Here is an 18150-nt window from a genome sequence, read left to right as displayed (position 1 = left end):
CGCCCCAATGTCACGATCGAGACGAGGAATATGCTGAATGCCCGGTAAGACGCCCACAACATTGTCCGTTGGCAACGAGGGTCTGGATCTCATCCTCAATGGCGGACTTCCTGTGCACAGGCTCTATTTGATAGAGGGGACGCCGGGTGCAGGCAAGACCACGTTAGGTCTTCAGTTCCTGCTGGATGGCGTGGCCAACAATGAGTCGGTGCTGTACGTGACACTCTCCGAGACTGCGGATGAGCTGGAGAGCGTCGCACAGTCGCACGGGTGGGACTTGAAGGGTATCGACGTGTTCGAACTGTCGCAAACAGACGAAATCTTCGGCGAATCAGCAGAGCAGACCATTCTGCATCCCTGGGAAGCCGAACTTGGCAATACCATCAAACTGATTCAGCAAAGGGTCGAGCAATCCAAACCTTCTCGCGTGGTGTTCGATAGCCTGTCCGAGATGAGGCTATTGGCGCAGGACCCTCTTCGATACCGCCGCCAGGTACTGGCACTGAAACAATACTTTGCAGTATTGAATATCACTGTTCTGTTGGTGGACGACCTGACGACCTCCCAGGGTGAACTGGATAATCACCTCCATAGCATCTGCCACGGCGTTATCACCCTGGAACGGATAACCCTTGATTTCGGCGCTGCACGTCGGCGGTTGCAGGTTCAGAAGTTGCGAGGCGTCGACTTCGTTGCTGGCTACCATGACTTCGTTATCGTCAAGGGAGGCTTGCATGTCTTTCCTCGCATGATCGCGGCAGGTCAACACTCGGACTTCCAGCTTGAGGCTATAGCCAGTGGTATGGATGAGCTGGACCGACTGCTCTCTGGAGGGCCGCTACGAGGCACCAGCACCCTGATCACCGGCCCTGCCGGCTCGGGCAAGACGACGGTGGCACTCGCCTACGTGGCAGCGGCGTGCGAGCGCGGCGAATACTGCTGCGTATACGAGTTCGATGAACGAGTGGGCACACTGTTAAGCAGAGCCGAAGCCATGGGCTTCCCGCTTCAACAGTACATCGCCAGTGGCACTCTGACGATAGAGCAAATCAACCCTGCCGAAATATCGCCCGGCGAGTTTGCATGGAGGGTTCGTACCGAGGTAGAGACCCGTAATGCACGGATGATGGTTATCGACAGCCTCAATGGCTACCTGGCCGCGATGCCCCAGGAGCAGCAGCTGATTCTGCAGATGCACGAAATGCTCTCCTACCTCGCCCAACATGGCGTGGCAACGTTCCTGATCAACGCGCAGAGCGGCCTGGTCGGCACGATGGCTACCAGCCTGAATATCTCTTACGTCGCTGACACGGTGATCCTGATTCGTTTTTTTGAAGCCCAAGGCCGTCTGCGCAAAGCGATCTCCATCCTGAAGAACCGGGGTGGAGCCCACGAGGATGCCATTCGCGAACTGAACATCGACAGCAAGGGCGTTCGCGTGGGCGAGCCGCTGACGAAGTTCAAGGGCATCCTTACGGGTACACCTGAGTATTTTGGTAGCCAAGCCCCCTTGCTGGAAGGTCGCACCATTGGACGCTAGCCGCCGTTCACCAGAACGGTCGTTGCTGATTGTGGCGCCCTTCCGTGGGGATGCTGCTGTACTGCAACGGGTGGCCGGTACCTTGTACCGGGTACAGGCATGCGCTGACCTGGACTCGCTCTCCCGGAAAATTGGCGATGAAACAGGCATCATCCTGATTACCGAAGAGGCCCTGACGGGAGACACCCAGGGCCTGGGCACCGCCCTGGCTGATCAGGCTTCCTGGTCTGACATTCCCATCCTGCTGCTCACGTCCAGTCGCAACAGCGCCGGCAAGGACATTGACGTGGTGCGTAGACGCCTGCCCGCCAGTGCATCGAACGTAGTGGTACTTGAGCGTCCCATGGGTTCATCTGCCTTGATGAGCGCCATCGCTGCCGCGTGGCAGTCACGCGCGCGACAATTCGACATGAGGGATCGTGTTTCAGAGCTCGCGCTGGAAAGAGAGCGCCTGCGCATTCTGCTGGAGAATGTGCCTGTCGGCATCAGCTTCGTCGACATCAACGGGCAATCGTTGATCAGCAACCCCCTTTATAACCGATACGTTCCGGATCGGGTCATTCCATCCAAAGGCGGCAGCGGGCAAGAGCACTGGGTATCAGTGGACAGTCACGGGCAGCGGGTCAAGCCAGACATGTTCCCTGGCGCGAGGGCGCTGCGCGGAGAAGCTGTCGATGGCGTAGTGTTCTGTCACAAGCCGGTGGGTCATGACGCGTCATGGATCCGAATGAGCGCTGTCCCGCTGTGGGGGACCCAGGGCGCGATCATTGGGGCGGCACTTGTCATCGTCAACATTACCGATCAGAAGCAGGCAGAACTCACGCTACGTGAGTTCAACGAGTCACTGGAAGCACAAGTCGCGTCCCGTACCCAGGCACTTGCCTTGGCTGTCGAGCAGCTCCACAGGGAAAGCCGAGAGCGTGAGCGGGCCGAGGACCAACTGCGACAATCGCTGAAGATGGAAGCCGTCGGGCAGCTCACTGGGGGTATTGCCCATGACTTCAACAACATGTTGACAGGGATTTTAAGCGCGCTCGACCTGCTTCGCCTGCGGCTTAAAAAAGGTAGCGTTGACGCCCTTGAGCGCTATATCGATGCCGCTCAGGCTTCCGCCACGCGCGCCGCGTCTCTAACCGAGCGCTTACTGGCGTTCTCCCGCCGACAATCGCTGGACGCCAGGCCGTTCTCGGCGAACGACCTGATTGGCGGCCTTTACGATTTGCTCAAGCGCTCCGCGACCGAGCAGATCCGGGTGTTGGTGAATTTGAGCGACCAGCTCCCTTGGGCCCTCGCCGATACCAACCAGCTGGAAAACGCTTTGTTGAACCTGGTCATCAATGCCCGCGATGCCATGCCTAACGGCGGGACGATCACAGTGTCGACACACGAAGTGTTGATTGCGGGTCAGGCCCCAACGGCCGATGAGCTCGCCGACGGCCGTTACATCCGGATTGATGTGGAGGACACCGGCACGGGCATCAGCGTTGAACTCATCCCCAAAGTCATCGAGCCGTTCTTCACCACCAAACCCATCGGGCAAGGCACAGGGTTAGGCCTCTCGATGGTCTACGGCTTTGCCAAGCAAAGCCGGGGAAAAATGGAGATTTCGAGCATTGCCGGTGAGGGCACGAAGATTTCCCTGTACCTCCCAACGGCTGACAACGCGCTCGAGCCACCTGTCGATACGGGCCACTCGGCCAATCACGGAACGGGACAACGCATTCTGCTGGTTGAAGACGATGAATCCGTCCGGATGCTGAACCGGGAGGTGCTCTGCGAATTGGGCTACGAAATTTTCGTTGCACGTGACGCAGAGGAAGCCTTGCACGTACTGATGACGATGGAGAGTGTCGACATACTGGTCACCGACGTTGGCCTCCCGGGCATGAACGGCAGGCAATTGGCCGAGATTGCACAGCAACGGTATCCCAGGCTACCGGTGCTGTTCCTGACAGGCTACGCCCAGGCAGCCGCTGACAGAGAGTCGTTTCTGGGCGAACACATGCGGCTGCTCACCAAACCTTTTACGCTACAAGCGCTCGCTGAATGCGTGAGCATGATGCTTGAGCCGAATGACGCACAACCTTAAGGATCGCGGTTCAGTCGCGGTAGCCGGGCGCTACACGGTCCAGCATGCGCAGCAAGGCCGTCCAGGCCAGGGCAGTGGCCCCCGGATCGGTCAACTCACCTTCTTTCAGCTCGCGCTGCGGCTCATTGAACTGCCGCTCGGTATGGGCGCAAATCTCATGGCTCGGCAGCAGCAACTGACCCGCCTGCTGGGCCGCGAGCTGTATCTCACAGGCTTTTTCCAGGTAGTACATCCTGAGGAACGCTTCGGCCACACTGCGCCCGCCAGCCAGCAGGCCGTGGTTGCGCAAGATCATCACATTCTTGTCTTGCAGGTCTGCGACCAGGCGTTGCTGCTCATCGAGGTCCAGGGCAATCCCTTCATAGTGGTGATAGGCAACCTTGCCGTAGAACTCCATGGATATCTGGTTCACGGGCAGCAGACCGCACTCCAGGGCGGCAACTGCACAGCCAGCGCGCGTGTGGGTATGCAGGACGCATTGAAGATCGTGGCGCGCACGGTGGATGGCACTGTGGATGACAAAACCGGCCGGGTTGACGGCGTACGGCGTATCACCGACTGGAACCCCGTCCAGGTTGATCTTGACCAGGCTGGAGGCGGTGATTTCGTCGAACATCAGCCCGTATGGATTGATCAGGAAATGCTGCTCCGGGCCCGGTATGCGCACCGAGATGTGGGTGAAGATCAAGTCGGTCATGCGGAAATGCGCGACTAGCCGGTAACAGGCGGCCAATTCCTCGCGCAGCGTTTGCTCGGTTGCGGTCATGTCGTTCGCTCCAATACTGATGTGAGCTCAGTATCGGTGAATTGAAACAAGCAACAATCGAATTAATTTCGCAGATCATGTAGTGTTAGTTTCACCAATACACGCTATGCAGGGGCCTATGCACTTCCCTTCAATGACCGCGCTTCGCGCACTGGATGCCGTGGCACGACTCGGCAGCATCTCCAGTGCAGCTGACGAACTCAGCCTCACACGGAGTGCGGTCAGTCACCGCATCGGCACGCTTGAGGAGCAGCTGGGGTTCGCCCTGACCGAGCGCATTGGCCGTGGCATCCGGCTGACGTTTCGAGGCGAGCAGTACGCCCGGGAGGTGCAGCAGATCCTCGAGCGCGTGCAACTGGCCGCAGCAGGTGAACAGGGGCAACAGATCGCGGGGCGCCTGTGCGTCAGTTGCAATACCGGTTTTGCCAGCGCCTGGTTGTGCCAGCACATCAACGCGTTCATGACGCTCCATCCTCAGGTCCAGTTCCACCTGATCTCGCCACGCACGCCGGCCGATACCAGTTCGAGCGAAGCGGATATCTTCATTGCCTACGGCACGGGTGACTGGCCGAATCTGCAGGTAATGCCGCTGATGGACCTGCACTATTTTCCGGTATTGAGCCCTCAACTGCTCTACGCCAACGGCGGTCTCCGGCATATCGATGACCTGTCGAACTTCACCTTGCTGCACATGAACGACTACACGGATTGGCGGGTATGGCTGGGGGCAGCGGGCCGCAACAAGGTCGACGCGTCATCCGGCGTCCTGTTCTCCGACGCCCCCTGTGCGCTGGCCGCCTGCCTGGCAGGCCAAGGCATCGCGATGGGCGACAGCCTGCTGAGCAGCGACGCACTGAGGCGTGGCGTGCTGGTGAGCCCGTTCGACATCAGCACACGGGCAAATCGTTCGTATTTTCTGGTCTGCCATCCGGCCAAGGCGCAGCGCCCCATCGTCAAGGCGTTCAGCGACTGGCTTATCGACACACTCGCCCACACGACGTAGGCAGGCCGCCTCACCTCGCTCAGCAGCGATGTGCTGCCATTGGGCGCGTGTTAGTGCATAGCACGTTCAGAGGACGGGTGACCTTCCCATTATCCCCGGGTCGCTTGCTGCAGCCAGCATCTCCTCAAAATGGGCCTGGGTAAGGGCACTCTAGAATTCTTCGTAGGGACGTGTACCTGGGCTCGTCCCACTCCACCTGAAAGCGAACTTATCGTCATCCTGATCTGAGTCAGCACTGGATCTCGGCGCCTGATCCAGCGTGGAGCAGGAACTGACGTTTGTTGTTTGCAAAATTTCATCGGCTGTTTACAATCGCGATCAATTCTTATCTGCATTAGTGATCGCGAGGAGTCAAGGATGTCGAACGGGCCGCAGCCGCCTGCCTCGATTGGCGACGACATTCACAGCCTTTACCGAGATCACAGTCAATGGCTGACGGGATGGATACGCAGACGTCTGGGTGACAACGAGCGGGCAGCAGACCTCACTCACGACACCTTCATACGGTTGATCAGCGGTGCGTTGACCCGCAGTCCTCAAGAGCCTCGGAGTTATCTTGCGACCGTAGCCAAGCGGCTAATGATCGATCAACTCCGTCGCCGCCAAGTGGAGCAAACGTATCTCGAGTACCTGGCCAATGAGCCGGCATCACTGACGTGTTCGCCCGAGCACCGTCTGATCGTCCTTGAAACATTGATGCAACTGGACACGATGCTCGATGGCCTGGGCAGCAAGGTACGGCAAGCATTTTTCTTCGTTCAACTGGACGGTCTCAGCTACAGGGAGGTCGCTGAACGCCTGAATGTTTCGGTCAGCTCCGTCACCAAGTACATTGCCAAGGCGACTGAACGCTGCCTCTTTTTCGAGCTGGACTCAGAAGCATGAGCTTGTCCGATCGGCACTTGGCCTTGCGCGCCGCCGCACAATGGCATGCCAGATTAGGTGAAACACCAGAGTGCCTGGTCACACGTCGTCAGCAGGAAGAGTGGCTTCGGCTTGACCCGATGCATCAATGGGCGTGGTCACGGGTAGAGCGTTTACAGTGCCGCTTGCAAGGCGTCCCCGCGGCGCTGGTTCGGCAAACGCTGAGCGAAGACCCGAGCACCATGGGGCGGCGTGCGCTGCTGAAAGGGTTGATGCTTGGTTTGGGGACGGCAACCGTCATTGGCGGTGGTTACATGCGGTCGCCGGAATGGTTTGCAGACCTGCGCACCCGCGTGGGTGAGCGTCGCAGTCTCACCCTTGCCGACGGTACTCGGCTTCATCTGAATACGGCCTCTGCCGCAGACATCCGCTACGACGCCGAAAATCGGCTCATTGTGTTGCACGCGGGTGAAATCCTCGTGGAAACCGCAGCCGATGCCCGCCCTCTGCATGTGCGCAGTTCGCACGGTGACATGCGAGCCTTGGGCACACGCTTCAATGTCCGGCTATTGAGTGACCGTACTCGGCTGACAGTACTGGAGCATGCGGTGGCGGTGCGTAGCGACAGCCTCAATCAGGCGACCATCGTCAAGGCTGGCATGCGCCTTGACTTTGACAACAGGCAACTGCTTTCACCACAGCCCGCTGACCTAAGTGAAAGCGAATGGAGCCATGGCCTTCTGGTAGTGAACGGCTGGCGACTTGACCGAACCTTGAGTGAACTGGAGCGCTATCGAACCGGTTTCATACGATGCAGCGATGCGGTGGCGGGAGTGCGCGTCTCCGGTGTATTCCCTTTGGACGACATGGAACGCACGTTGCTTGTCATCGGTCAGGCGCTGAAGCTGAAAATGGAAACACGCACCCGCTACTGGGTTCGCTTCTCGTAAGCCCTGAAAAAAGTTGCGATGCCATTGTCGATTTTTGAAACTCGTCCGTGCTTTCCCTTCAAACAGCCTGCCAATGGCAATTGAAGGAGCAGACATGCCACGCCTCACCCCACCCGCCAAGACCTCGCCACGCTCATTGCCCAGGCTTTTATTAGGTGCAGCAGTTGTAATCCAGGTCGGTTTTATCCAGCCGCTCACCGACAAGGCCAGCCAGACCTATGCAGAACAAGCGCTTCAGGCTTACCGGATTGCGCCTGGCCCGCTCGGCGCAGCATTGAACCAGTTTGCACGCGATGCCGGGGTCGTGCTTTCGTTCGAAACCGCATTGACCGATGGGCGTCACACTCCCGGCCTGCAAGGCCGCTACAGCGTGGACCAGGGTTTCGCAGTGCTGCTTCAAGGCACCGGGCTGGAGGCGCTCAGGACTGGAGACAACTATCTGTTGACGGAGAAAACCGCAGACGGTACTGCGTTGCAACTGGGCGCCACCAGCATCAATGCCAGCGGCCTGGGCGATACCACCGAAGGTACCGGCTCCTACACCACGGGGGCTGCCCGGACCGCAACCAAACTGCCGCTGTCGATCCGCGAAACACCACAGTCGGTCAGTGTGATGACCAGCCAACGTATGCGTGATCAGGACCTGGTGAGCCTGGAGGACGTTCTGGCCCAGGCACCTGGCGTGCTCTACAAGAAAAAGAGCAATGCTTCGGACGATGAGGTCGGCATCTTCTCGCGTGGCATGAAGATCGAAACGTTCCAGGTCGACGGCATTCCCACGGTATTCGAGCCCTCCATGAGCAGCCAGTCCAACGACATGGCGGTCTACGATCGGGTCGAGGTCGTGCGCGGCTCCACCGGCCTGCTCAGCGGTACCGGCCAACCTTCAGCCACCATCAACATGGTGCGCAAGCGGCCTACACGCGAGTTCGCCGCCTCGGTCCAGGGCAGTGTCGGCTCTTGGGACAATTACCGCACAGAGGTCGACGTTTCTGGCCCGTTGGTGGAAAACGGTACTGTGCGTGGGCGCCTTGTCGGTGCCTACCAGACCGCCAATTCCTTCACCGACCGCCTCAGCACCGAGCGGCAGGTGGCCTACGGCATCATCGAGGCGGACCTGAGCGAGCGCGATACAGTGAACTTCGGTATCGACTACCAGGTGCGCAATTGTGACGCGTGCGGATACTTCGGCTTCCCGGCGTTCTACAGCAATGGCCAACGCACCGACTTCAAGCGCTCGTTCAACTCTGCGGCGGACTGGAGCCATGCCGACCGCCAGCGAACCTCGATCTTCGGCACGTATGAACACCGCTTCGACAACAACTGGCTGGCCAAGGTCGCGGTCACCAATGTGCGTGACGACAATGATATCGAGTACGGCTGGTTCAGCAGCTTCGGCTACCCCAACCAACAGACCGGCGCCGGTACCGGGCTGTTCATGGCAAAGTGGCCGAGCAAGCCCGAGCAGAACTCGCTGGACGCCTATGTCACTGGCCCCTTCGACCTATTGGGGCGCGAGCACGAATTGGTGCTCGGGGTCAGTGCCATGCGCTACCGCAGCAATACCGGAGCCTATCCCCTGTGGTATGACCGCAGCGGAAGTGGCTGGGATCCGTCGATCCCTAATGTTTTCGAATGGCGTGGCGATATCGACAAACCGCCATTCGACCGCCAGGGCGATGTCAAGTACAGCCAGCGCCAGTACGCCGCCTACAGTACTGTGCGGCTGAAACCCACCGATGCTTTGTCGGTAATCGTCGGCACGCGCCTGAGCTACTTCAAGCTGGATCAGTCGGTGACCTACTATGGTGACCCCATCGACTATGCGCCGGGTGATGGCAAGAAACGAGAAAATGGCGAGCTTACGCCCTACGCCGGCATCGTCTATGACCTGAACGAGCATTACTCGATCTACGCCAGCTACACCAGCATCTTCAAGCCACAATCGAGCAAGACCGTCCAGGGCACCTTCATGGAGCCTACCGAAGGCGACAGCTATGAGGTGGGTGCCAAAGGTGAGTACTACGACGGCAGGCTTAACCTGACTGCCGCTCTGTTCGAGTCCAAGATCCGTAACTACCCTGTTGACTCAGGCCTGACCGACCCCAACTCGTTCGCCACCTTGGTGCAACCGGCCGATGTGAAAATCAAAGGGCTTGAGTTGGAAGTAGCGGGAGAAGTGCTGCCGGGCTGGCAGATGCAGGCGTCTTACAGCCACGTCAATACCTATTACCCTGAGGGAGTCGACGTCAATGTCGGCTTCCCGAAGAACTCCTTCAAGCTGTTCACCACCTATGACCTGACCGGTGACCTCAATCGCTTGACCTTGGGCGGCGGTATTCGCTGGGAAAGCGCAACCAGTTACGGCAACACCGAAGTGATTCCGGGTACTACCCTGGAGGCCAGTCAAGGCAGCTACGCCTTGGTTGATCTGCTGGCACGCTACCGGTTCGACGAACATTTCACCGGTACCGTGAATGTCAACAACCTGTTCGACAGGAAATACTACGCCAGTACCAGTGTTTACAGTGACCTTTATGGGGAACCACGCAGCGTGACCGCCACGTTGCGCTGGGAGTACTGAAAGGCGAGCTGGGGCATCTTTCTAAAAGGCAACAGGGTCGACCCGAATTCGCTAACCGACCCATTGCGGACGTTTACCGTGACATCGTCTGCGCCGATGAGATCGAGCGCCGCCCGCGCGGCGCTCCCGCTCCGAAGCAGCCTTTCATGGCTGGCTGCGGTAGCTGCGCGGCGTCATGCCCAGCTGTTTCTTGAAGGTCTTGGAAAAGTGCGCGGAATCGGCGAAGCCCCAGCGGGTGCCGATATCGGTGATCGAGCGATGCCCATAGGCAGGGTTGCGCAAGTCCTGAGCAGCCTTGAGCAGCCGCTCGCGCAGGATGTAACGGCAAACGCTGTCGCCACTGGCTTCGAACAGGCGATACAGCTGGCGACTGGAAATACCCAGCTCGTCGGCCAGGACAACGGGGGTCAAGCGCGGCGAGTCCAGGCGCTGCTGGATCAGCGACTGCACTTCGTGCAGGTGCAGGCCGGGCGAACTGTCACGCGCCCGGTATTCCAACACCGAGCCGAGCAGCCCCACCAGCGCGGCCTGCAGGCCGTCACCGTCTTCCGCGCAGGCCCACTGTTCGAGTTCGCCTTCGGCCACCTGCCGTACCATCGTCGCCAACAGCTGGCCGCAGGCGCCGGCGGTGGACAGCTTGCCGAAACGGCTGCAATCGAGGTTTTTCAAGCGCTCACGGGGCAGGTGAATGGACACATGGGAGAACAGCCCGCGCGGGATCATCTTCATCGCCTGCGCCGAATCCAGCAGTGCCATGTCACCTTCGCGCAGTTCCACCACCCGGTCGCCCAACTCGATGGACATTTCCCCTTGCTGCTGTAACACAAGGAAACAATGTGAGTCGCCATCACGCTCCGCCTCGCGCCCAGAACGGGCGATCGCATGGGCATTGCTACGGATGTGGGCGACCTGCGTGGTGCCCAGCAGCGAGGGGCGCAAATCGCCGATGAAAAGGCTCTGGCACTGGTCGTAGCGGGTTTCGAAGCGCCCGCATACTGCGTGGACACGCTCGTTCCAGACAGACATCGCTTGACCGTTCATGAACCACCTCTATCGGAAGCACGCGCCATATTAGTGCAATATTCACGTGATTCTGGGTAACAAAAAGACAGGTAAACGAAGCGCAAGCACATACCGCGCCACATTGCCCATCGTACCCTGCGGCCGAGCTTTCGTTGCGTGTAACGCAACAACATTGATCCACCCGGTCATTGAGCGCCTGGCCCGCTGCCCTTTAGCGTTCCCTACCGTTTTTGCCTCGTCTTTTATCCAGGAGGTACGCTTGATGTCCAACCACTACGAACTGCTGCGTTTCACCTTGCGCGTGCGCACACCCGGCCAGGCCTTGCCGCGCCTGCAGGAGGCCTTGCAGGCTGCCATCGAAGGCGTCGAGCTGATCGGCTGCTGGGTGTCCGAGATCGGCCCGCAGAACACCGTTGCCGTGCTGCGCCGCTTCGCCAGCGTCGAGGTCCAGGCGGCCGAACGCGAGCGCGTGCTGTTGGCCAGCGACGCCTTCGGCATTGGTGAGTTCGTGCTTGAGCAGCACATGGACGACTATCGCCTGTTCCCCTTTCTCGAGCCACTGGCCCCAGGCAAACATGGGCCTTTCTACGAGCTGCGCGAGTACGACCTGGTCACCTCGGGCCTGGCGCCAACCCTGGCTGGCTGGCGCAAGGCGGTCGGGCCGCGCACCGGGGAGCAGTATTCGTCGGTGTATGCCGCGTTCTACGCCACCAATGGCCGGGTGCCGCGTTACCTGCACATCTGGCCCTACGCCAGCCTGGAGCAGCGCCTGGATGTGCGCACCCGTGCCGTCGGCGATGGGGTATGGCCGCCGGAAAACTCTGCCCCGCAACTGCAGAAGATGAACTCGGTGGTCTATCTGCCTGCGGCCTTCTCACCGCTGCGCTGAGCCGGTATGCAACGCCGCTGCGCCTGGCGCAACAGCCGGTCAACGGCGGCCATGGCCGGGGCTTGCACGCCCTGGCGCCGGGCATGAACAAGCAAGGCGCCGGACAGCGCGTCGATCTCCATGCGCCTGCCGTGCTCAAGATCCTGGAGCATGGAGGGCTTGTGCCCGGCGTGCACGACAAACGCCTCCTCCACCGCCTGCACAATCCGCTGTCGATCCAGCGCAACGCCCACCGACTCGGCAATCGCGGCCGCCTCGGCAACCAATGCCAAGGCCAGCTCGCGGCCACGCGCGCAACGGCCTAGCTCGCCCACGCTCATTCCACTCAGGGCACACAGCGAGTTCAGGGCCGTATTGAAGGCGACCTTTTCCCAGATGCTCACTTCGATATCCGGGTCTACGATGCAGTTCATCCCGCCCCGGCGCAAGCCATCGATCAGAGCCCGCAACGGCCCGGCGTAATTCGTCCCAGGCAACAGCCCGCGCAAGCGCACCTCGCCACCACCGCAGCTGCGTACGCTGCCGGGTGCCAGCACATCGGCCGGGTAGAGGGTCATGCCGATCGCCAGGCGATGGTCGGCCACGTACTCGCGCAGCACCGGCACGCTGTCCAGGCCGTTCTGCAACGTCATCACCAAGGTCTGCTGGCCAAGCAGGTGCCGGCTCGACTGGATGGCCTGGCGGGTGTGATGACTCTTGGTCAACATCAGCAAGGCATCGAACTCACCCTGCAACTGTTCGGCACGAGCCACCCGAGGCCGGTACACGCGCGCACCCTGTTCGTCCTCCAGGCGCAGGCCATGGATACGCAGGGTGTCGAGCAAGCGCTCATCGACATCCACCAGGGTCACCTCGGCACCGGCGTCGATCAACCGGGCGGCAAACAGGCTGCCCATTGCCCCTGCCCCGATCACGGCAATCTTCATGTTGGGTTTCGTCCTTGTTGTCTGCACCATGAAAAAGCTCGCCGGGTCATCCCCGGCGAGCCTCATCTGGATAAGTGGCTGCCATTAAAGCTTCGGCAAGGTCACCGCGTCGCCCATCGGCTCGCGTTTGCCCGCCTGCTGCGAACGCAGCACCGCTGCACCGTAGATCGCCAGCACGCTGATCGAGCATGCACCGGAGAACAGCAGCACTGCCGTGTAGCCATAGGCTTCGATCAGCAGGCCACCGACCGCCGGCCCCACCGCCGCGCCGACCGACAGGCACAGTGCCCCCAGGGCCACCAAGCGGCCCGACAGGTCGAACTCGGCCATCACGCCGAAGGTGTAGGCCAGTACGAAGCTGATCGAGAACAGGAAGCACATCACCCCGGCCACGTAGGTGGTCAACGAATCGAACTGTGCCAGCAGCACCAAACCCGCCACCTCGGCCGCGATGATCACCGCCACCGGCAGGAAGCGCCCGGCCTTCAGGCCGACCGACGAGGCGATGAAGCCGCCGCCCGCATTGATGATGAAGCCCAGCGCCAGCACCGAGCCGATGGTGTCCGAAGACAGGCCGCTTTTCTTGCCCATCAGTTCAAGGAAGGCCCACACCGACATGATGCCGGTCAGGAACACCAGGCTGGCGAGCAGGCTCAGCCAGGCGATGGTACGGCTGTGGCGGCACACCACCGGCGCTCCGCCAGCACGCGCCTCCAGTTGCCGTGCGCTGCGGCGCGGCACCCACGGCAAAGGGACCACGCCCATCAGCAGCATGCTGATGACCAGTGTTACCAGCATGCCCTGGAAGCCCCACAGGGGCGCCACCGCGACCGGCAGCACGATCAGCAGCAAGGCGCCGGGCACGGTCTCCATGCCCAGCTTGAAGCCGAAGGCCCGCTCAGGTTGCGCGCTGTCGCCGAAAATGGTCATCGCCAGGGCATACAACGCACCGGTGCCGGCCCCGGCCAGGGCCATGAGCAACATCAGCGTCTCGTAGCTGGGATTGCCGAGCATGCCCGCCAGGGCGGCGACCACCAGCAGCGAGGACAAGGTGGAAATCACCCGCCAGCTCAGGCGCTGGATCCACAGCAGCGAGGCCAGGCCGAGCACCCCGAAACCGAGGTTCATGGCCATGGCCAGGCTGCCCAGTTGCTGTTCGCCATAGCCGAACTGCTCGGCCAGGGCGCCGAACAGCACCGGCAGCACATTGAGCAGCAGCGCCCCGCCGGCGGAAACCAGGCCGGCGCAGATGTACACGGAGGTTTTGTCAATCGGATTGGATGTTGTTGTTCTCATGGATTGATCCTGAATGGAGTGTGCCGAGCGGGTGCCCTGTGACCGCCACAGTGTGCAATGCCCGCAAGTACCCGGCATGTACCCCGTTGCCGCGCTTTTGGTCATGGCTGCCAACGCCGATGCGGCCCGAACGCCGATGAAAACGCGGCAAACCGCAGGCTAGAGCGCGCAGATCAAGATGGCTGCAGCCACCCCGTCATTCCTGACCAATTCGGGATAGCCGGGGGCCCGGGCGGGTTCCTAACATCGGCACCGTCGGCAGCAGCCTTCGCTGCCGGCCCTCTTCCTCCGCCCCGAGATGAGCCATGACTACAACTACAAAAATCGACTTTCTCTACCTGTCCGAGCAGGACATGATCCGCGCCGGCGTCACCGACATGTTGGCCTGCGTGAACACCATGGAGCAGATGTTCGCCCTGCTCCACCACGGCGACTACCGCATGGCCGGGCCGAACAGCGACTCCCACGGCGCGATGATCACCTTCCCCAAGGACTCGCCTTTCCCCAACATGCCCAAGCCCACGGCCGACCGCCGCATGATGGCGATGCCCGCCTACCTGGGCGGCGACTTCTGCACTGCTGGGGTCAAGTGGTACGGCTCCAACATCGCCAACCGCGAAAAGGGCCTGCCGCGTTCGATCCTGATGTTCACCCTCAATGATCCCGACACCGGCGCACCCTTGGCGCACATGTCAGCCAACCTGCTGTCGGCCTACCGCACCGGCGCCATCCCCGGTGTCGGCGCACGCCACCTGGCCCGCCGCGACTCGCGTGTGATCGGCCTGCTGGGCCCAGGCGTGATGGGCAAGACCACCGTGGCCGCATTCATGGCCGTGTGCCCCCAGGTCGACACGCTCAAGCTCAAGGGCCGCGGGCAGAAGAGCCTGGACGACTTCATCAGCTGGGTTGGCGACACCTACCCGCAGATCACCACCATCGAAGTGGTCGACAGCATCGAGGAGGTGGTACGCGGTTCGGACCTGGTGACCTACTGCACCTCCGGCGAAACCGGTGACCCTTCCACCTATCCGCTGGTGAAGCGCGAATGGGTCAAGCCCGGCGCGTTTCTTGCCATGCCGGCCGGCTGCAGCATCGACGCCGGCATGGAGCAGGCCGACGTACGCAAGGTGGTCGACAACACCGGCCTGTACGAGGCCTGGTTCGAAGAGCTGCCCAAGCCTGCGCACAACCATGTGCCGCTGGTGGGCGTGCATTTCATGGACATGATCGCCGAAGGCAGCCTGCCGGCCGAGCAGCTGGAAGACATCGGCAAGATCGTCGCAGGCGTTGCCCCCGGCCGCAGTAACGACGAGGAGATCATCATCATGTCGGTGGGCGGCATGCCGGTCGAGGACGTGGCCTGGGGCACGGTGGTGTACCGCCAGGCGCTGGAGCGCGGCGTCGGCGTACGCCTCAACCTGTGGGAAAGCCCGGCCCTGAGCTGATTCATACCTCCAACCATAAGGACAACGCCATGCTGCAGATCACCAAACTCAAGACCGGATCGAAGTACGAGACCCTGGGCAGCTACTCGCGCCTGGTGGCCGTGGACGACTGGATCTTCGTTTCCAACACCGCCGGGCGTAACCCGGCGACCGGTCAAATCCCCGAAGACCTCGAGGCACAGACCCGCCAGGTGTTCGCCAACATCGAAGCGGCGCTGAAGGCCGTGGATGCGACCCTGGCCGACGTGGTCTGCTCGCGGGTGTTCATCCAGAACCCCGAGGATGTCGCCAGCGTGATGACCATTGTCGGCGAAGTGTTTCGCGGCATCGACCCGGCCAGCACAGTCACCTGCCCGCCCTTGGGCGCAACGGTGTACCGGGTGGAGCTGGAAGTGACCGCCTACCGCGGTGCCTCCCGTGCCACCACCCAGCTGATCGACCTGTCGCGCTAGCCCGCCTTCGAGGAGAACCGTCCATGTCCCCTGTCATCGCGCCGGTGCACTGCGCAAACACGCCACCCAGCGCCACCACCGTGGTCATCATCGGCGGCGGCATCGTCGGCCTGACCGCTGCCCTGACCCTCGCCGAGCGCAACATCCCGGTGGTGGTGCTGGAGAAAGGCCGCATCGCCGGCGAGCAGTCCTCGCGCAACCTCGGCTGGGTGCGCAAGACCAGCCGCCACCGCGAGGACCTGCCCCTGGCCCTGGCCGCAGACCGGTTGTGGGCGCAAATGCCCGCCCGGGTCGGGCGCGAGGTCGGCTACCGGCAGGCGGGCATCCTGTTCGCCGCCCGGGAGCCCGGGCAGATGGCGATGCACGAGGCCTGGCTGAAGTCGGTAGAAGGCCTGCCGGTCGGTTCGCGCCTGCTGAGCAACGCCGAAATCGCCCAGCGCGTGCCAGGTGGGCAGGCCACCTGGGCCGGTGGCATCTTCACCGAAAGCGACGGCCGTGCCGAGCCAACCCTGGCCAGCAGTGCCATCGCCAAGGCCGCCATGGCCCGTGGCGCGGTGATTGTCGAGCATTGCGCCGTGCGCAGCGTGACCACCGCCGCCGGGCGCATCGACGGCGTGGTGACCGAACACGGCGAGATCCGCTGCGAGCAGGTGCTGCTGGCTGGTGGCTTGTGGTCGCGGCGCCTGCTGGGCAACCACGGGGTCGCCTTGCCAACCTTGCCGCTGAACTGCTCGGTACTGCGCACAGCGGCCATGGACGGCCCGACCGACATCGCCGTGGGCGGCCCGGACTTCTCGTTCCGCAAGCATATGGACGGTGGTTTCATCATCACGCAACGGGGTGCCCTCGATGCCCACCTTACCCTCGATCATGCCTTGCTCGGGCGACGCTACCTGCCGCAATTCCGCGCTCAGCGGGGGTTGTTGCGGGTTTCGTTCGGCAAGCCGTTTTTCAAGGACCTGGCGCTGGCGCGGCGCTGGTCGCCCAGCTCAGTCTCCCCGTTCGAACGCATTCGCACCCAAGACCCCGCTGCCAACCCGGCATTGAACCAGGAGGCGCTGAACAACCTCAGGGCGGCCTGGCCGGTGTTCAAGGAGGCGCGCATCGAACAGGCGTGGGCCGGCACCATCGACGTGACACCCGACTCGCTGCCCGTGATCGGGCACGTTCCGCAACTACCGGGGATGGTGCTGGCGACCGGTTTCTCCGGCCACGGCTTCGGTACCTCGCCCGCAGCCGGGCAACTGGCGGCGGACCTGGTCGATGGCAGCACCCCACTGGTCGACCCCACGCCCTACCGCCTGGAACGCTTTGCCTGAACGACGCTGTCCTGGCGAGCGGTGTGTGAAGGCAGTTCACCGAACAGTGCGCGGTAGGCGCCGGAGAAATGCCCGAGGTGGGTAAACCCCAGGTCGCTGGCCACCCGGGCAACGGTGAACTGCTCGGCGGCTGTGCACTGCAGCCGTTGACGCACGGCATTCAGGCGCACCGCACGCAGGTACTCGACCGGGCTCAGGCCGGTGACCCCGAGAAAACTGCGCTGCAAGGTGCTGCGGCTGACATCCAGCCGCTCGCAAATCTGCAGCACCGACAACGGCTCGTCCAGGCAATCCAGGGCCATCTGGTGCGCCTGGCGGACCAGGTAGGCGCTCACCGCAACATTCCCCCCTCGCCCCGCGCCATCTTGGCTGACTTGGTCCAGCAGCACCAGCATGCACTCCAGCAGCGAGTCTTCCAGCTGCACCTCCACCAGTGCTTCGCCCTGAAGCGCCGCATCGATCAGCCCCTGCAGTTGCAGGCGTATCGCACTTAAAAAAGCCGGGCTGACGTTCAACCGGGTGGCCCGGTTCAGCGCACGCAGTTCCTGCGCGCTGAACTCACGCTCGGCCAACTGTGCCAGACGATCGGCATCGACACTGACCGCCAGCAGGTCCATGCCCTCGGGCGCATGGACGAAAAACTCCTGACCACTGTGAAGAAGCGTGACATCCGCGCTACCCACGCTGCTGCCTTGAAACACCCCGGTACCCGCGCTGCCAGCGGGTAGCGCCAGGCAAAAGCGCCGCGCCGGTGCCGCGCCGTGCTGGACCACACGCTTGTCCAGGCATTCACGAAAAATCTGGAAGCGCTCGGCAGTGAGGTGCGTGAGCTCGGTGTGTGCACTGCCAGCGCTGATCTGGTCGTAGGTCTGCTGCCAGCCGAGGATCGCGCTGGCATGGGTGTTGACGTCGTTGAAGCAGTGGCGTTGGGCGTGCATGGCGTGACTGTTACCTCGAATGCATGCGCCATACGAAAGCAAGGAATGGGCCACTCGGTCGCAGAG

15 protein-coding genes are annotated in these 18150 nt (G+C 61.8%); 10 read left to right on the top strand and 5 right to left on the bottom strand.

The window, feature by feature from the left end:
• Positions 1 to 37: 37 nt before the first annotated feature.
• The gene (locus tag ACLEJU_RS24405; RefSeq protein ID WP_435421402.1) at positions 38 to 1540 is read left to right on the top strand and encodes an ATPase domain-containing protein; all 1503 of its coding nucleotides are present in this window, start codon (positions 38 to 40) and stop codon (positions 1538 to 1540) included.
• Positions 1530 to 3629, top strand: a complete 2100-nt coding sequence (locus ACLEJU_RS24400) for an ATP-binding protein (protein ID WP_435421401.1) — start codon at positions 1530 to 1532, stop codon at positions 3627 to 3629. Before ACLEJU_RS24405 ends, ACLEJU_RS24400 begins: the two co-directional genes overlap by 11 nt.
• A gap of 10 nt (positions 3630 to 3639) precedes the next feature.
• Here ACLEJU_RS24400 and ACLEJU_RS24395 read toward each other — a convergent pair whose 3' ends face one another.
• On the bottom strand, positions 3640 to 4395 hold the full coding sequence (locus tag ACLEJU_RS24395) for a class II aldolase/adducin family protein (protein ID WP_435421400.1): 756 nt from the start codon (positions 4393 to 4395) through the stop codon (positions 3640 to 3642).
• A 118-nt stretch (positions 4396 to 4513) separates the two neighbouring features.
• Here ACLEJU_RS24395 and ACLEJU_RS24390 point away from each other — a divergent pair, with 118 nt between their 5' ends.
• The 4 genes from ACLEJU_RS24390 to ACLEJU_RS24375 all read left to right on the top strand — a co-directional run bounded on the left by ACLEJU_RS24390 (position 4514) and on the right by ACLEJU_RS24375 (position 9796).
• A complete protein-coding gene (locus ACLEJU_RS24390; RefSeq protein WP_435421399.1) occupies positions 4514 to 5398 on the top strand; it encodes a LysR substrate-binding domain-containing protein in 885 nt (294 codons plus the stop codon).
• Positions 5399 to 5755: 357 nt separating this feature from the next.
• Positions 5756 to 6283, top strand: coding sequence for a sigma-70 family RNA polymerase sigma factor (locus ACLEJU_RS24385; protein ID WP_435421398.1), 528 nt, complete (start codon positions 5756 to 5758; stop codon positions 6281 to 6283).
• On the top strand, positions 6280 to 7212 hold the full coding sequence (locus ACLEJU_RS24380; RefSeq protein WP_435421397.1) for a FecR domain-containing protein: 933 nt from the start codon (positions 6280 to 6282) through the stop codon (positions 7210 to 7212). The genes ACLEJU_RS24385 and ACLEJU_RS24380 overlap by 4 nt, the downstream gene beginning before the upstream one ends.
• A gap of 94 nt (positions 7213 to 7306) precedes the next feature.
• Entirely contained in the window at positions 7307 to 9796 is a 2490-nt protein-coding gene (locus ACLEJU_RS24375; protein WP_435421396.1) for a TonB-dependent siderophore receptor, read from the top strand.
• 144 nt (positions 9797 to 9940) lie between these two features.
• Here ACLEJU_RS24375 and feaR read toward each other — a convergent pair whose 3' ends face one another.
• A complete protein-coding gene (gene feaR / locus ACLEJU_RS24370; protein ID WP_435421395.1) occupies positions 9941 to 10837 on the bottom strand; it encodes a transcriptional regulator FeaR in 897 nt (298 codons plus the stop codon).
• 244 nt (positions 10838 to 11081) lie between these two features.
• Between feaR and ACLEJU_RS24365 the strand changes: the two genes are divergently transcribed.
• The gene (locus ACLEJU_RS24365) at positions 11082 to 11708 is read left to right on the top strand and encodes an NIPSNAP family protein (protein ID WP_435421394.1); all 627 of its coding nucleotides are present in this window, start codon (positions 11082 to 11084) and stop codon (positions 11706 to 11708) included.
• Here the strand turns inward: ACLEJU_RS24365 and ACLEJU_RS24360 are convergent.
• Both ACLEJU_RS24360 and ACLEJU_RS24355 read right to left on the bottom strand, forming a co-directional pair.
• Positions 11675 to 12634, bottom strand: coding sequence for a ketopantoate reductase family protein (locus tag ACLEJU_RS24360; RefSeq protein WP_435421393.1), 960 nt, complete (start codon positions 12632 to 12634; stop codon positions 11675 to 11677). The two genes, ACLEJU_RS24365 and ACLEJU_RS24360, sit on opposite strands and share 34 nt — an antisense overlap.
• An 84-nt stretch (positions 12635 to 12718) precedes the next feature.
• Positions 12719 to 13930: an MFS transporter gene (locus tag ACLEJU_RS24355; RefSeq protein ID WP_435421392.1), complete on the bottom strand. Its 1212-nt coding sequence runs from the start codon at positions 13928 to 13930 to the stop codon at positions 12719 to 12721.
• Positions 13931 to 14235: 305 nt separating this feature from the next.
• On the opposite strand from ACLEJU_RS24355, the gene ACLEJU_RS24350 reads away from it, so the two are divergent.
• From ACLEJU_RS24350 to ACLEJU_RS24340, 3 genes are read left to right on the top strand one after another with little or no spacing between them, the layout of a single operon-like run.
• Positions 14236 to 15375, top strand: coding sequence for a tyramine oxidase subunit B (locus ACLEJU_RS24350; RefSeq protein ID WP_435421391.1), 1140 nt, complete (start codon positions 14236 to 14238; stop codon positions 15373 to 15375).
• 29 nt (positions 15376 to 15404) lie between these two features.
• Positions 15405 to 15827 (top strand): RidA family protein, encoded by a 423-nt coding sequence (locus tag ACLEJU_RS24345; protein WP_435421390.1) that lies wholly within the window; start codon positions 15405 to 15407, stop codon positions 15825 to 15827.
• Between the two features lie 23 nt (positions 15828 to 15850).
• Positions 15851 to 17146 (top strand): NAD(P)/FAD-dependent oxidoreductase, encoded by a 1296-nt coding sequence (locus ACLEJU_RS24340; RefSeq protein WP_435421389.1) that lies wholly within the window; start codon positions 15851 to 15853, stop codon positions 17144 to 17146.
• Here ACLEJU_RS24340 and ACLEJU_RS24335 read toward each other — a convergent pair.
• The gene (locus ACLEJU_RS24335) at positions 17122 to 18084 is read right to left on the bottom strand and encodes a helix-turn-helix domain-containing protein (protein WP_435421388.1); all 963 of its coding nucleotides are present in this window, start codon (positions 18082 to 18084) and stop codon (positions 17122 to 17124) included. The two genes, ACLEJU_RS24340 and ACLEJU_RS24335, sit on opposite strands and share 25 nt — an antisense overlap.
• Between the last annotated feature and the right edge of the window lie 66 nt (positions 18085 to 18150).

This window comes from Pseudomonas sp. SMN11 (assembly GCF_052041945.1).
Classification (GTDB): Bacteria; Pseudomonadota; Gammaproteobacteria; order Pseudomonadales; family Pseudomonadaceae; genus Aquipseudomonas.
Note: the sequence above shows the minus strand (reverse complement) of the source record. Positions and strands in the feature narration are given on the sequence as shown.